We start from the raw sequence: 14,109 nt of genomic DNA, 5'->3' as shown, positions 1-14,109 counted from the left end.
CCCTTAGCGGGGGTGGTGGCCTGTGCAAGCGGAACATGGCAAAGCGCGGCGATGACGACCACGCCGCTTGCCGCCATCATCCTCGCCGCCGGAAAGGGCACGCGGATGAAGTCCGATCTGCACAAGGTGCTGCATCCCATCGCCGGGCGGCCGATGCTCGGCCATCTGGTCGACGCGGTCGCGGCGCTGGGCGCCGCGCGGACGGTGGTGGTGACGGGCGCCGGCCGCGAACAGGTCGAGGCGTTCGCCGCGCCGCTCGGCCTCGCCGTCGCGACGCAGGCGGAGCAGCTCGGCACGGCGCATGCGGTGGCGCAGGCCGAGACGGCGCTGGCCGGGTTCGAGGGCGATGTACTGATCCTCTATGGCGACGTGCCGCTCGTTTCGACCGAGACGATGGCGCGGATGGTGGCGCGGCTGCACGCGGACGACGCGCCCGCCGTGGTGGTGCTCGGTTTCCGCCCACCCGATCCGCTATCCTATGGCCGCATCATCGCCGAGAATGGCCGCATCCTGAAGATGGTCGAGCATAAGGATGCGAGCCCGGCCGAGCGCGCCGAGACCTTGTGCAATTCGGGGCTGATGGCGGTGCGTTCGGCTGAGCTGTGGCCGTTGCTGGCCAAAGTCGGCAACGAGAATGCCGCCGGCGAATATTATCTGCCCGACATCGTCATGCTGGCCGCCGCGGCGGGGCGCGCCTCGGCGGTGATCGAGACCGATCCGGCCGAGGTGGCGGGCGTCAACAGCCGCGCCGAACTCGCCGAGGTCGAGGCGGCCTGGCAGGCGAAGCGCCGGCTGCGCGCGATGGCCGACGGCGCCACTCTGATAGCGCCGGAGACGGTGTGGTTTGCGTGGGACACGGCGATCGGTCGCGACGTCACGATCGGGCCGAACGTGATGTTCGGCCCCGGCGTCCGCATCGCCGATCGGGTGACGATCCACGCCTTCAGCCATATCGAGGGCGCGCAGGTGGCGGCCGGCGCGATCGTCGGTCCGTTCGCGCGGCTGCGCCCCGGCGCCGACATCGGCGAGGACGCGCATGTCGGCAATTTCGTCGAGGTGAAGAAGGCGCGGCTCGGGCGCGGCGCCAAGGCCAACCACCTGACCTATCTGGGCGATGCCGACATCGGCGCGGGCAGCAATATCGGTGCGGGCACGATCACCTGCAATTATGACGGCTTCGACAAGACCCTGACCAAGGTGGGCGAGGGCGCCTTCATCGGCTCGAACAGCGCGCTGGTGGCGCCGGTGACGATCGGTGCGGGCGCGATCGTCGCTGCAGGATCGGTGATCGTGCGCGACGTTCCCGCCGATGCGCTGGCGGTCGCGCGCGGCCGGCAGGAGGATCGCCCCGGCTGGGCGGCGCAGTTCCGCGCGTTCAAGCGCGGCCGGAAGGGCTAGTCGCTTCCCAGCACCAGCCCCATCGTCACCGCTGCGATCCGCGCGGCGACCAGCCCTGACATCATGTGGCGGTCGTCGCGCGACGGCACATATTCCACCAGCGCGAGGCCGGCGATGCGCGCCTTGGCCGCGACGCCCTTCAGCAGGCGGATCATGTCCTCGTAGCTGAGGCCGCCGGGCGTCGGCATGTTCACCGCCGGCAGCACCGCCGGATCGATGCCGTCGCAGTCGATCGAGATGAACACGTCCGCGCCCGGCGCGATATGGTCGAGTGCCGCCGCGCAGCCCTGCTCGTGCAGCGCGTAGGACGAGATGAGGTGCGAGCCCCAGGCGCGGGCGTCGTCATGCTGCCACGCCTCGCCCGAGCCGAGCCCGCGTATGCCGACCTGCACCATGTGCGCGACCCACGGATATTCGGCGACGCGCCGCATCGTCGAGCCATAACCGACCGGATTGCCCTGTAGCACGTCGGCCCAGTCGACATGCGCGTCGATCTGCAGGATCGTCAGCGGTGGCCGGCCTTGAAACGCGGCGAGCGCAGGGATCGGCACCGAATCGTCGCCGCCCAGCAGGATCGGCACCGCGCCCGCATCCAGCACCGCACGCACCGTCGCCGTGATCCGCGCGCGATTGCCGGCGGCGTCCCACGAATTGGTCGGCACGTCGCCGGCATCGACGCAGCCGCGCTTGTCGTCCTTGTTCGGAAACATCGTCGCGTCGAGATCGAAATCATATTGGCCCAGCGACGCGCCGAACTGCGCGGACGCTTTTCGCAGCGCGGCCGGGGCGTCGCCGGAATGGCTGCGTTCACCCACCGTATAAGGCGATGCTTCGGACGCGCCGAGGACGACGATGCGTGGATGTTCCAGCCGATCGAGCGTGGCGGCGGGCAGGCCGATAAAGGTCTTGGGTGCTGGCATGCCGGTCGAGACGCGCCGCGAACCTTCCGGTTCCGCCGTCCCGATCTTGAGAGTTTGAGCCCGATTTGGTACTATTCACTTGGACCGGGGGGACCATCATGACGATAGATTTAGCAAAGCTTCACGCACGTTTGGCGAAGGTTGGGTTCACCGTTCCCGACGACGCGCACCCTGACGCGGCGACCTATATTGCACTGTTCGCCTTTGCGGCCGACCGCCAGCCCGATGCCGTAATCCGCGCGATCGGCACCGAGGCGGTGACCGCCTTTCCGCTCTACCAGATGGATATGCCGAATCGCGTCGCCGAATTCGTCGCGCAGACCGCGCACGAGACCGGCGGCTACACGCACTTCACCGAGAATCTGAATTATAGCGCGCAGGGGCTGGCCAATACTTGGCCGAACCGCTTCGCGACCGATCCGCACGCCAAGGCGAAGCAGCCGAACGCGCGCGCGGTCGCGGTGGCGCATCAGCCGGAGTCGATCGCCAATATCGTCTATGCGCGGCCGAAGGAGGGCAACGTCAATCCGGGCGACGGCTGGCGCTATCGCGGGCGCGGCATGCTTCAGCTCACCTTCCGCAACAATTACAAGGCGTCGGGCGACCGGATCGGGCAGGATCTGGTCAACCATCCCGATCTCGCCGCCGATCCGGCCGTGTCGCTGCACATCGCGCTGGATTTCTGGAAGCGCTGCGCCTGCAACGACTGCTGCGATGCGGGCGACTTCTACGGCGCGCGCGGACTCACCAATTGCGGATCGAAGACGCCGCCCGCCCCGCCGATCGGTCTGGAGGACGTGGCGGTGCGACGGGCGCGGCTGCTGCCTTTGTTTGCCTGACACTCACTCGTCCTCGTCTTCATAATGGGCGAGCGCCAGCGCGCGTGCCTTGATCTGGCGCGTCATGCACCAGTGGACCAGCGCATCGTCGCGGCCGTGCGTCACCCACACCTCGGCCGGCGCGATTTCGGCGATGGTGGTGGTCAGTTCGTCCCAGTCGGCATGGTCCGAGACGACCAGCGGCAGTTCGACATTCTTCTGCCGCGCGCGCTGGCGCGTCCGCATCCAGCCCGAGGCCATCGCCGTGATCGGATCGGGCAGGCGGCGCGACCAGCGGTCGTTCAGCGCGCCGGGCGGGCTCAGCACGATCGCGCCCTTCATTTCGGCGGCCTTGAGCCCGGTCGCGGGGCGCAGCTCGCCCAGCGGTATGCCCCAGTCGCGATACAGGTCGCACAGCCGCTGCAGCGCGCCGTGGATGAAGATCGGCGCGTCGTGACCACGCCCGCGCAGCTCCATGATCAGCCGCTGCGCCTTGCCGAGCGCATAGGCGCCGACCAGCACGCACCGCTCGGGATTGGCATGGAGCGCGTGCAGCAGCCGGTCGATTTCCGATCCGGTGTCGGGGTGGCGGAAGACCGGCAGGCCGAACGTCGCCTCGGTGATGAACACGTCGCAGGGGACGGGCTCGAACGGCGGGCAGGTCGGATCGGGGCGGCGCTTGTAATCGCCCGAAACGACGATCCGCTCGCCGCGATAGTCGAGCACGATCTGCGCCGAGCCGAGAACGTGGCCGGCGGGTACGAACCGCGCTTCGACCTCGCCGATCCGCACCGTCTCGCCATAGCCGACCGGCTGGCCCGATTGCGGGCCGTAGCGGCATTCCATGATCGCCAGCGTCTCGGGCGTCGCCAGCACCGCGCCATGCCCACCGCGCGCGTGATCGGCATGGCCGTGGGTGACGAGCGCGCGCTGTTGCGGCGTCGACGGGTCGATCCACGCATCGGCCGCGGGCAGATAGAGGCCCTCGGGCTTCGGTTCGATCCAGGCGCCGGGGCGGAGCATGGACGCTATATGGTTCGGCCCCGCGCCGGTTCCATCGGGATATTGTTCGGTCGCGATCCGTTTGATTTGAAAGGAGACGGATCATGGACGGTATCGGCGCGATCGCCGCGATCGGGGGCATCCTGCTGGCGTTGGTGCTGGGTTATGCGGTGCTGACGAACCGCCGGCGCAGCCACGCCGACCGCCGGCGCACCGAGGAGGCGACGCGCGATCTCTACACGCGTATCGACCGGCAGGATAAGGTCAGCGATCCCGATCCGCACAGCTTCTGATCGCGCAGCGACACGTCTTCGCCCGATAAAAAACGGGGCAGCACCGGATTGGTACTGCCCCATAGTTCGGGGAGGATGACGCTGAAAGCGTCGGTGCCGGACACATACGGGGGAAGAATGTGCCGACGCTTTTGTCTGTGGCGGCCGCAGTTTGCCCGCGTGTGTCGTCATGTTGCGGCCGCTTGTCGCCTCGGTCATCCATCGGCACGCGATCGTTACGGAACCGCATGGGCACGCGCTGGTTAGAGCGACAATCGAACGAGGGAGATGTTCCGAATGGCCGACACCCCAGCCGCGGACGCCGCCGCTACCCCGGAAAAGCGCGCCCGCAAGCCGCGCACCGCCAAGGCTGCCGCGACGCCCGCCAGCGAGACCAAATCCGCCGAAACTTCGGCAAAGGCGCCGCGCGCGCGCCGCGCGGCTGCGGCGAAATCGGGCGCCACGCCCACGACGCGCAAGGCGAGCACGCGCAAGCCGCGCGCTGCGGCGACCACGACGACGGTGAAGCGAGCCGTGCGCGCGGTCGAGGACAAGGCCGCCGACGCGACGGCCGGCGTGACCCGCAAGCGGGTGGCGATCGGCGCGGCCGCGCTTGCCGGCGTGGCCGCCGGCGTCGCGGCGGTGATCGGGCGCAAGAAGATCGCCAAGGCGACCAGCGATGCGGTCGATGCGGTGACCGGCGCGGTCGAAGCCAAGCCCGAACTGCCCCAGCGCAGCGCCGACTGACGATCGGCGCTGGCGACGGTGACGGGATGCCCCTGCTCGCGCGGGGGCATTCTCGCGTCATGATTCGGCGCGTTTAGGAGCTCAGGATTCCGCGCACAGCGGTTCGTCGCAGGCGCGGTGCAGCTTCCACGCGATCGCCGCCGCGATCAGGCACATGCCGGCGACGCAGACCAATGCGTTGATGATCGAGACGCCCGCGGCGGCCAGGCCGATCGCGCCGCCGGCACCGATCACCATCGCTCCCGAATTGACGATATTGTTTGCCGCCACGGTGCGGGCGGTATGGTCGGCCTCGACCGTCGTCGTCAGGAAGGCATAGAGCGGCACCACGAACATGCCGCCGGTGATCGACACGCCGAGCAATGCCGCGCCGACCATCGGTGCGCCGGGATGGCGCGCAAACTCGCCGAGCGCATAGAGGTCGCGACCGGTCGCGGGGATCCAGCGGCTCGCGGCGAATGCCATCAGCAGCACGAAGCCCGCCATGGCGATCACCGAGGCCGGCGCGAAGCGTGCCGACACCTGGCCGTTGAGCAGCCGGTTGATGAGCACCGACCCGATCGCCACGCCGACCGAGAAGATTGCGAGGAACAGGCTCGCCACCTCCTTGTCCGCGGTGAAGACGTTCTTCACCAGCGGCGGGAACTCGATCACCAGCACCGCGCCGATCATCCAGAAGAAGCTGATCGCGCAGATCGACAGGAACAGGCGCGGGATGTGCATCGTCGCCGAAACGAGCCGGATCGACGAGCGTACGACGTGCAGATCGAGCGGCAGTCGCTCGCCCGGCGGTGGGGCGGAGGGGATCGTGCGCGCGGTCAGCCAGCCGATGCCGGCGACCGCCAGCACGATCAGCGCGGTCAGGCGCGCATCGACGAAGCCGGCCAGGATCGTCCCGGCAAGAATGGCGATATAGGTGCCCGCCTCGATCAGCCCGGTGCCGCCCAGCACCTCGTCGCCCTCCAGATGCTGGGGCAGGATGGCGTATTTGATCGGGCCGAAGAAGGTCGAGTGGGTGCCCATCGCCAGCACCGCCGCAAGCATCAATGGCACCGACGCGAACATCAGCCCGAGCGATCCGACGATCATGATAGCGATCTCGGCGGTCTTCACCAGCCGGACGATCTTCGCCTTGTCATGGCTGTCGGCGAGTTGGCCCGACAGCGCGGACAGCAGGAAGAAGGGCAGAATGAACAGCCCGGTGGCGATGGCGTTGAACGCCGCCTCCATCTTCGCATCCGAATAGATCGAGTAGGTCGCAAACAGGATCATCGCCTGCTTGAACAGATTGTCGTTGAACGCACCCAGAAACTGAGTCGCGAAGAGCGGCAGAAAGCGCCGCCTCGCGAGAAGTCGGAAGGACGGCGTCATGCGGGGGCGCAAACAGCACTGGATCGGGTCACGGCGGCGCGTCATAGCTCAACAACCATGCGAACACCAAGCCGCGTCTCTGACTTATGATTGCCGAGGCGTCCGGCCCGGTAGCGATCGTGACGCAGCGCCTGCGGCTCAGGCCGCACCGGCTCGACGATCTCGCCGGGCGTGCGGCGATGGTCGCTGAGCCGTCGACCATGCACCATGTCGGCGGCGCGCAGGATGCCGAGGAGAATCACGCCCGCATCCTGCGCTATGCCGGCCATTGGGCGCTGCGCGGCTTCGGCGCGTTCGCGATCGAGGAGCAGGAAAGCGGACGCTTCGCGGGGGAATGCGGCCTCGCTTTCTTCCACCGCGGCCTCGGCGACGATTTCGATCACTCGCCCGAGGCGATGTGGCTGCTGGCGGGCTGGGCGGAGGGGCACGGCTTTGCGTACGAGGCGATGTCGGGGGTGATCGACTGGCACGACCGGCACCGCGAACCCCAGCCCCTGGTCTGCCTGGTGGCGGTCGACAATGTCCGTTCGCTGGTGCTGGCCGCCCGGCTCGGCTTTCATCCGTTCCGCGACGCGCTCTATCGGGGCCATCCGGTCGTGCTGCATCGACGAACCGCGCCCTTCCCCAACGGGGGGGAGCCCGGCTAAGGTCGGGATCGTGCTGACGCTTCCGAACATCCTCACGCTGTCGCGCATCCTGGCGATGCCGGTGCTGGTCGCATTGCTGTGGTATCCGGGCCGCGGCGATTATGCCGCGGTGTTCGTGCTCTACGTGCTGGTCGGCATCACCGATTATTTCGACGGCTATCTCGCGCGTGCGCAGGGCACGGTGTCGAAGCTCGGCATCTTCCTCGATCCGATCGCCGACAAGATCATGGTCGCGACGGTGATCGTGATGCTGGTGTTCACCCGCGCGATCGACGGCTGGCCGGTGATCGCGGCGCTCATCATCCTGCTGCGCGAGATCGCCGTATCGGGCCTGCGCGAATTCCTGGCGGGCGTGCGGGTGTCGCTGCCGGTGAGCCAGCTCGCCAAGTGGAAGACGACGTTCCAGCTGGTATCGCTGGGCGCGATCATCCTCGCCGGGGCGCTGCCGGAGGCGGCGTGGATCAATCTGGTCGGCCTGACGTGCCTGTGGGCCGCGGCGGCGCTGACGCTCGTCACCGGCTGGGATTATCTGCGCATCGGCCTGAAGCACATGGACTGAAGCGTGGCGGTGGAGATCCTCTATTTCGCGTGGGTGCGCGAGCAGGTCGGCGTACCATCCGAGACGATCGAGCCGCCGACGGATGTACGGGATGTCGCCGGGCTGATCGCCTGGCTGTCGACGCGCAGCCCCGGCCACGCCGCGGCGTTCGCCGATACGGGCCGCCTGCGCGCCGCGATCGACCAGGCGTTCGTGCCGCTCGACGCCCCGATCGCCGGCGCGCGCGAGATCGCCATCTTCCCGCCGGTGACGGGCGGATGACGACCGTGCGCGTCCAGCACGCGCCGTTCGACGTCGGCGCGGAACTGGCGCTGCTCGACCGGCTCGGCGGGGGCGCGGTGGCGAGCTTTACCGGCATCGTCCGCGGGCAGGGCGGGCTGGTCGAACTGTTCCTCGAACATCATCCGGTCATGACGGCGGCGGCGCTGCAGCGCTTCGTCGATGAGGCCGAGGCGCGATGGCCGTTGGTGGGCGCGACCGTGATCCACCGCTGCGGCGCGCTGGCGCCGGGCGAGGCGATCGTGCTGGTCGCGACCGCCTCGCTCCACCGCGCGGCCGCGCTCGACGCCTGCGCTTATCTGATCGACCGGCTGAAGGTCGCGGCGCCGTTCTGGAAGCGCGAGCGCTTCGCCGACGGCACCGAGCGCTGGGTCGAGGCGCGCGTCGAGGACGATCGCGCCGCCGCCAGCTGGCAGGATCAGCCGAGTCGCGCCGAGACCCGCGCCGTCCAGCGGTAGAGCACCGCCAGCAACCCCGCGAACAGCGCGAGACCGATCACGATCCCCGGCGTCGCGAAGCTGGTGCCTACGAGCGCGAGCGGCGCACCGCTGCCGGTCGCGACGATCAGTCCTGCCAGCGCCACGCCGAACAGCCCATCGCCGACGATGAAGCCCGAAGCGAGCAGCACGCCGGTGCGCTGCGCCGCCTCGGTCCGCGTGCGCCGCTCGTAGAGGTGGCCGATCACCGCGCCGATCACCACCGGCAGCGTCGCCCCCATCGGCAGATAGACGCCGAGGCCCACCGCCAGCGGCGGCAGGTGCATACCCCCGCGCCGCTTGAGCGCCGCATCGATCACGATCAGCACCGCGCCGGCCGCCGCGCCCGCGCCGATCACCGACCAGTCGAGCCCAGCACCCAGCACGCCCTTGGCAAGCGTGGCGATCAAAGTGGCCTGCGGCGCGCCGAGCGGATTGGCCGGTGGCGCACCCACCAGCGGCGCGAAGCCATAAGCGCGGTTGAGCAGGCCCAGCACGAACGGGATCACCAGCGATCCGGCGATCACGCCGATCATCAGCGCCACCTGCTGCTTCCACGGGGTCGCGCCGACCAGCTGGCCGGTCTTCAGATCCTGCAGATTGTCGTTGGCGATCGTCGCCGCCGAGAAGATCAGCGCCGTCAGGAAGATCGCGAAGGCGACGAGGTGCGGGGTCGCGCCAGCCGGCACGTGCGGCTGCACGAACAAAGCGAGCAGCAGCCCCGCGCCGACGATGCCGAGGATGCCGAGCCCCGAGACCGGGCTGTTCGACGCGCCGATCAGCCCCGCCATATAGCCGCACACCGCCGCCACGATCGCGCCTGCGATCACCACGTAGACGACGCCCATCGCCGCCAGCGGCAGCGCGTAGGGGGCGAGGGGGCCCGCCGCGACGAAGCGCCACAGCACCCACGCGATCGGCAGCAGCAATGCCGCCAGCCCGAGGCCGAGCAGACCGAGCGGGATATCCTGCTCCTCGATCGCCAGCGCGGTGGTGCCCGCCTTGCGCTGGCGGCTGGCGGCAAGCGATTCGGACAGGCCGCGCGCGATCGGCATGACGAGCTGGCCGAGCGTCCAGATCGCGGAGATGCCGATCAGCCCCGCGCCGAAGAAGCGCACGTCGTGCCGCCAGATCATCTCGGCCATGTCGGGCTGGCCGTGCAACCACGTGAGGAACGGCGTGACGATGCCGAAGCCGAGCACCAGCCCCGCGAAGATCGCGACGCCGACCGTCAGCCCGACCAGATGGCCAGCGCCGATCAGCGCGAACGAGAGGGTCGCGTCGAAGCCGCTGCCGACCGCGCCGATGCGGAACCAGCGCGACACCTCCGATGCGGCGATCTGGGTCGCCGCGAGCGCGGCATAAGCGGCCGATGCGATGCTGCCGACGACGATCACGCGCAGTCCCGCCTTGCTCTCGGCTGCGCCCTCGGCGGTCTCGCTGCCGACCTCCAGCACCGCCGCGGCGGCGACGCCTTCGGGATAGGGCAGGTCCGATCCGGTGACGAGCGCGCGCCGCAGCGGCACCGAGAACAGCACGCCCAGAAGCCCGCCGATCGCGCACACCCAGAAGCTGGTCCAGTAATCGAAGCCGCTCCACCAGCCGGTCATCACGAGGCCGGGCAGCACGAAGCCGATCGACGACAATGTGCCCGCCGCGCTGGCGATCGTCTGGACGATGTTGTTCTCGAAGATGTTCGAACTGCGGAAGCCGCGCAGCAGCGCCATCGAGATCACGGCGGCCGGTATCGACGTCGCGAACGTCAGGCCGATCTTCAAGCCGAGATACAGATTCGCGGCGGTGAAGGCGAGGGTGATGAGGCACCCCAGCACGACGCCGCGCAGGGTGAGTTCGTTGGCATGCGAGCGCGCGGTCATCCCCCGTTGTGCGCAGTTATGCCCCGCCGCACAAGCGCTCCGCCGTATCCGACACGCCGCGCAGGGAACGCCTGCCGCCCAGGATCGTCCGGTGGTGGAACGATCGGGAGCAGGCGGATGGAGCAGTTCATAGCCAATTTGCCCGGATGGGTCCGGGGCGTCGGCATCATCGTCGTCACCGTGGGCGTCGCGCTGGCGGCGCATCGGCTGGCGATGATGGCGATGGGCCGCGCCGCGCGGCGCACCACGACCCAGACCGACGATCTGCTGCTCAAGCGGCTGCGTCGGCCGAGCCGCTGGCTGCTCGTCGCCTTCGCGCTGACGGCGATCCAGCCGACGCTCGACCTCAACGCGCAAGGCCATGCCGCGTGGCGGCAGGTCGCGGGCATCCTCGTGCCGGCGCTGATCGGCTGGCTGGCGGTGGCGATCCTGCGCGCTGGCAACGACATCGTCGAGGTCAAGGCGGACATGACCGTCGAGGACAATCTGAACGCCCGCCGCCGCCGCACGCGGGCAGCGATCCTGCACCGGATCGCGGTGTTCCTCGTGCTGGCGGTGACGGCCTGCCTGATCCTGATGAGCATTCCCAGCATCCGCTCGATCGGGGTGACGCTGATCGCCTCGGCCGGCCTCGCCGCGCTCGCGGTCGGCGCAGCGGCTCAGCCGGCGCTCAAGAACCTGATCGCCGGATTGCAGATGGCGTTCACCGAGCCGATCCGGATCGACGACGTCGTCATCATGGACGGCGAATGGGGGCGGATCGAGGAGATTCGCCTCACCTACGTCGTCATCAAGATCTGGGACGAGCGGCGGCTGGTCGTGCCGGTCTCGAAGTTTCTCGAGGAGAGCTTCCAGAACTGGACGCGCCAGACCAGCCAGTTGCTCGGCAGCGTCTTCTGGTATCTCGATCCGGCGGCGGACATTCCACGCTTGCGGGTGAAGCTCGGCGAGATCGTGAGCGCGAACAAGCGCTGGGACGGGCGCTTCTTCAACCTCCAGGTCACCGACATGAAGAACGATGCGATCGAGGTGCGCGCGCTGATGACGGCGAAGGATGCGGCGATCGCGTTCGACCTGCGCTGCGACGTGCGCGAGGCGCTGCTCGATTACATTCGCGCCGAAATGCCGGAAGCGATCTTGCGTAGACGCGGCGAGATTGTAAACGAACGATCCGGAATGGCTGCCACAATGCCGTGATCTTGTCCTGCGGTGCGATTGCCACATGTGGAAAACGGATCATTAAGCATTTTTGTGTAGGAACCGGAATGCGACAGGGGAATTTAACAGTTAATCAGATGTTTATGTCGCGTTCCGCGTGGGGAGACAGGTAATGAAGGGTTTGACCAAGCTGGCGCTGGCTGGTGGGCTGGTGCTGGGCACGGCCCCCGCGATGGCGACCGTGGTCTATTCGGGCTACGACAACAATGTTTCGGGCGGCGCGATGCTGACCAGCCCGAATGCCGATGCCGCGCAGGCGTCGTTCGTGTCGGGTCTCCAGAACGTGCTTGGTCAGAGCTTCGAATCCTACAGTTCGGGCGCGCACCCCGCGACGTGGACGTTCACCGGCGCGAGCGGGTCGACCACGGCGAGCGTGACCGGCGCGGGCCAGATGATGGGCTCCTACACGCGCAGCAGCCCGGTGCCGAACGGCCCGTTCGCGACCGATGGCAGCAAGTTCTACACGATGGAGGCATCGTCCTTCACGATCAGCTTCGCCGACGCCGTCCAGGGCCTCGGCTTCTACGCGACCGATATCGAGAGCGACCTGACCGCGACGCTGCTGCTCGCGTCGGGTGCGACCGAGACCTACAGCTTCGACACGCTGTTCAATTCCAGCGTCGCCGGTTCGGGCTCGGTCGATTATCTCGGCTTCACCAATGCGGGCGGCATCAAGGCGCTGACCTTGTCGAACGTCGGCAAGGCGGACGCGCTCGGCTTCGATCAGTTCCAGATCGGCACGCTGGTCGCCTCGGTGCCGGAAACGACCACGTGGGGCATGATGATCGTCGGCATGTTCGGCGCCGGCATGATGATGCGCGCGCGCACGACGCGCCGGGCCAGCCTCGCCGCCTGAGCTTCGCTCAGCGGTATGCAATGCGGGGCCGGGTCCGGAGATGGACCCGGCCCCACTTGCGTTTGGGAGCGCAAGCCTGAGGCTCAGCGTGTTCCTGCGAGCGCGCCGACGCGCTCTTGAACGTGCTTCAGGTCCGCGACGAACCGCTCGAACTCGGCATCGGCGGCATCGCGATCCTGGATTCGCAGCAGATAGCTGGGGTGGACCGTGACCCATCCCTCGCCGCCATCCTCCAGACGGTGTGCGACGCCGCGCGCGGCCGAGATGGTGACGACGCGGCCCAGCATGGAGCGCGCCGCGGTCGCGCCCAGCGCGACCGTCACCGCCGGGCGGATCATGTCGCGCTCCTGCTCGACCCACCAGCGGCACGCCTCGATCTCCGCGCCGTTCGGCTTGGAATGGATGCGGCGCTTGCCGCGCTGCTCATATTTGAAATGCTTGACGGCATTGGTGACGTAGGTGCGCGCGCGATCGACCCCCGCCTGCGCCAGCGCGCGGTCGAACAATTGGCCGGCTGGACCAATGAAGGGGCGCCCCGCCAGATCCTCCTGATCGCCCGGCTGCTCGCCGATGAACATCATCGCGGCATCCACCGGACCTTCGCCGAATACGGTCTGGGTCGCGGGCTTGTAGAGCGGGCACCGGGTGCAGCCCATCGCCTCTTCGCGCAGCGCCTCCCATGCGACCGCGACGTTGCCGCTCATGTCGTCCCGGCTCGCCGTCACCATCGCCGCCTCCCTGCCTTGCGCGCCCGCGATCAGGGCAGGGACCAACGCCGTCTCGGGCATGTTTTTCCAATATTTGCGCGGCATCTCCTTGAGCATCATGCCGATCTTCAGCCGCGCCGGGTTGAAGATCGAGGCGTAATAGGTCTTCCACGTCTCTTCGAGCGGGTCGCCCGCCGGCGCATCGGCGCGCGTCGCGCCCGGTCCTTCGGTCAACGTGGCGCCGTCCCAGTGAATCGACAGTTCGGGCGTGAGGATCGACCATCGCATCGCCGCGAAGCGATTGACGAAGAAGGCGGCGTTGGACCGGACGATGTGGTGCTCGGGCTCGAACCACGCAACGAAGCGCACCCCGCCATCATCCGCCACCTCGCGGAAACGCAGGAAGGCGCGCATCTTGTGAATGTCGCGGCGCACCTCCTTGGCCATCCGCTCCAGCCGGCGCAGGCCCGGATCGGCATGATCCTGCGCAAGCTGCGGCGTCGCACGCAGGCGCAGCAGCATCGCATAGAGCAAGGCGAAGCGCTCGGGATCGCCATGCGCGATCACATCGCGCGCAAGCTCGACGAACGGGCGGGGGACCGAAAAGGTCTGGCCGTCAGTGGCCGCCGGCAGGGGGGAGTGTGGCGATGCGTCGCCCGCAAACAGATCGGCTGGCCCCTCGCCGATCGTCCAGACGATCGAATCGGCGCGAACCCCTTCGATCGCTAGCGCTCGCGCTGCGATACGCCAGCCATCGAAACCGTCGGGACTAGAAAGGATTACGCGCTGCATCACCCGGCAAAACGGTCGACGCGCCGGGGCGTGCCGTCAGGCCGGATCGGTTGCCCCGATCAGAGGGCCTGGTCGCCCACCATGCTGTGGCGAAACCGATCCGAAACCCGCCATGCGATGGCGGAAAACGATAGGATGACGATCGATCCGACATAAACGGTGCCTACGAC

General features: G+C 68.3%; 15 protein-coding genes. 10 read left to right on the top strand and 5 right to left on the bottom strand.

Going from position 1 to position 14,109, the window contains the following annotated elements; genetic code table 11:
• Nucleotides 1–51 precede the first annotated feature (51 nt).
• Nucleotides 52–1,398 carry a bifunctional UDP-N-acetylglucosamine diphosphorylase/glucosamine-1-phosphate N-acetyltransferase GlmU gene (gene glmU, locus K8P63_RS16705; RefSeq protein WP_223797133.1) on the top strand — a complete coding sequence of 449 codons (1,347 nt, stop codon included), beginning with the start codon at nucleotides 52–54 and terminating at the stop codon, nucleotides 1,396–1,398.
• Here glmU and K8P63_RS16700 read toward each other — a convergent pair.
• Nucleotides 1,395–2,318 (bottom strand): arginase family protein, encoded by a 924-nt coding sequence (locus K8P63_RS16700; RefSeq protein WP_223797132.1) that lies wholly within the window; start codon nucleotides 2,316–2,318, stop codon nucleotides 1,395–1,397. The genes glmU and K8P63_RS16700 overlap by 4 nt on opposite strands.
• Before the next feature lie 131 nt (nucleotides 2,319–2,449).
• Between K8P63_RS16700 and K8P63_RS16695 the strand changes: the two genes are divergently transcribed.
• Complete coding sequence (locus tag K8P63_RS16695; protein WP_223797131.1) at nucleotides 2,450–3,157, top strand: glycoside hydrolase family 19 protein; 708 nt, start codon at nucleotides 2,450–2,452, stop codon at nucleotides 3,155–3,157.
• A 3-nt stretch (nucleotides 3,158–3,160) separates the two neighbouring features.
• Here K8P63_RS16695 and K8P63_RS16690 read toward each other — a convergent pair whose 3' ends face one another.
• Nucleotides 3,161–4,159: a ligase-associated DNA damage response exonuclease gene (locus K8P63_RS16690; protein WP_223797130.1), complete on the bottom strand. Its 999-nt coding sequence runs from the start codon at nucleotides 4,157–4,159 to the stop codon at nucleotides 3,161–3,163.
• Between the two features lie 83 nt (nucleotides 4,160–4,242).
• On the opposite strand from K8P63_RS16690, the gene K8P63_RS16685 reads away from it, so the two are divergent.
• Complete coding sequence (locus K8P63_RS16685) at nucleotides 4,243–4,431, top strand: hypothetical protein (protein ID WP_223797129.1); 189 nt, start codon at nucleotides 4,243–4,245, stop codon at nucleotides 4,429–4,431.
• 276 nt (nucleotides 4,432–4,707) lie between these two features.
• On the top strand, nucleotides 4,708–5,157 hold the full coding sequence (locus tag K8P63_RS16680) for a hypothetical protein (protein ID WP_223797128.1): 450 nt from the start codon (nucleotides 4,708–4,710) through the stop codon (nucleotides 5,155–5,157).
• Between the two features lie 81 nt (nucleotides 5,158–5,238).
• On the opposite strand, the gene K8P63_RS16675 is transcribed toward K8P63_RS16680, so the two are convergent.
• On the bottom strand, nucleotides 5,239–6,528 hold the full coding sequence (locus tag K8P63_RS16675; RefSeq protein ID WP_223797127.1) for an MFS transporter: 1,290 nt from the start codon (nucleotides 6,526–6,528) through the stop codon (nucleotides 5,239–5,241).
• A gap of 119 nt (nucleotides 6,529–6,647) precedes the next feature.
• Here K8P63_RS16675 and K8P63_RS16670 point away from each other — a divergent pair, with 119 nt between their 5' ends.
• The 4 genes from K8P63_RS16670 to K8P63_RS16655 are packed head-to-tail and all read left to right on the top strand — an operon-like array spanning nucleotide 6,648 to nucleotide 8,471.
• Nucleotides 6,648–7,175, top strand: a complete 528-nt coding sequence (locus K8P63_RS16670; protein WP_223797126.1) for a GNAT family N-acetyltransferase — start codon at nucleotides 6,648–6,650, stop codon at nucleotides 7,173–7,175.
• A 10-nt stretch (nucleotides 7,176–7,185) separates the two neighbouring features.
• Entirely contained in the window at nucleotides 7,186–7,734 is a 549-nt protein-coding gene (gene pgsA, locus K8P63_RS16665; RefSeq protein ID WP_223797125.1) for a CDP-diacylglycerol--glycerol-3-phosphate 3-phosphatidyltransferase, read from the top strand.
• A gap of 3 nt (nucleotides 7,735–7,737) precedes the next feature.
• Entirely contained in the window at nucleotides 7,738–7,995 is a 258-nt protein-coding gene (gene moaD / locus K8P63_RS16660) for a molybdopterin converting factor subunit 1 (RefSeq protein ID WP_223797124.1), read from the top strand.
• Entirely contained in the window at nucleotides 7,992–8,471 is a 480-nt protein-coding gene (locus tag K8P63_RS16655) for a molybdenum cofactor biosynthesis protein MoaE (protein ID WP_223797123.1), read from the top strand. Before moaD ends, K8P63_RS16655 begins: the two co-directional genes overlap by 4 nt.
• Here K8P63_RS16655 and K8P63_RS16650 read toward each other — a convergent pair.
• A complete protein-coding gene (locus K8P63_RS16650) occupies nucleotides 8,432–10,366 on the bottom strand; it encodes an OPT family oligopeptide transporter (RefSeq protein WP_223797122.1) in 1,935 nt (644 codons plus the stop codon). The genes K8P63_RS16655 and K8P63_RS16650 overlap by 40 nt on opposite strands.
• A 117-nt stretch (nucleotides 10,367–10,483) precedes the next feature.
• Between K8P63_RS16650 and K8P63_RS16645 the strand changes: the two genes are divergently transcribed.
• Nucleotides 10,484–11,563 (top strand): mechanosensitive ion channel family protein, encoded by a 1,080-nt coding sequence (locus K8P63_RS16645; RefSeq protein ID WP_223797121.1) that lies wholly within the window; start codon nucleotides 10,484–10,486, stop codon nucleotides 11,561–11,563.
• 133 nt (nucleotides 11,564–11,696) lie between these two features.
• Complete coding sequence (locus K8P63_RS16640) at nucleotides 11,697–12,440, top strand: hypothetical protein (protein WP_223797120.1); 744 nt, start codon at nucleotides 11,697–11,699, stop codon at nucleotides 12,438–12,440.
• 83 nt (nucleotides 12,441–12,523) lie between these two features.
• Here the strand turns inward: K8P63_RS16640 and K8P63_RS16635 are convergent, their stop codons facing one another.
• Nucleotides 12,524–13,939, bottom strand: coding sequence for a UdgX family uracil-DNA binding protein (locus tag K8P63_RS16635; RefSeq protein WP_223797119.1), 1,416 nt, complete (start codon nucleotides 13,937–13,939; stop codon nucleotides 12,524–12,526).
• Between the last annotated feature and the right edge of the window lie 170 nt (nucleotides 13,940–14,109).

The organism is Sphingomonas nostoxanthinifaciens, from assembly GCF_019930585.1.
In the GTDB taxonomy this organism is placed as follows: Bacteria; Pseudomonadota; Alphaproteobacteria; order Sphingomonadales; family Sphingomonadaceae; genus Sphingomonas_I; species Sphingomonas_I nostoxanthinifaciens.
The sequence above is the reverse complement of the archived record's forward strand: the minus strand, read 5'-3'. Positions and strand labels throughout refer to the sequence as shown.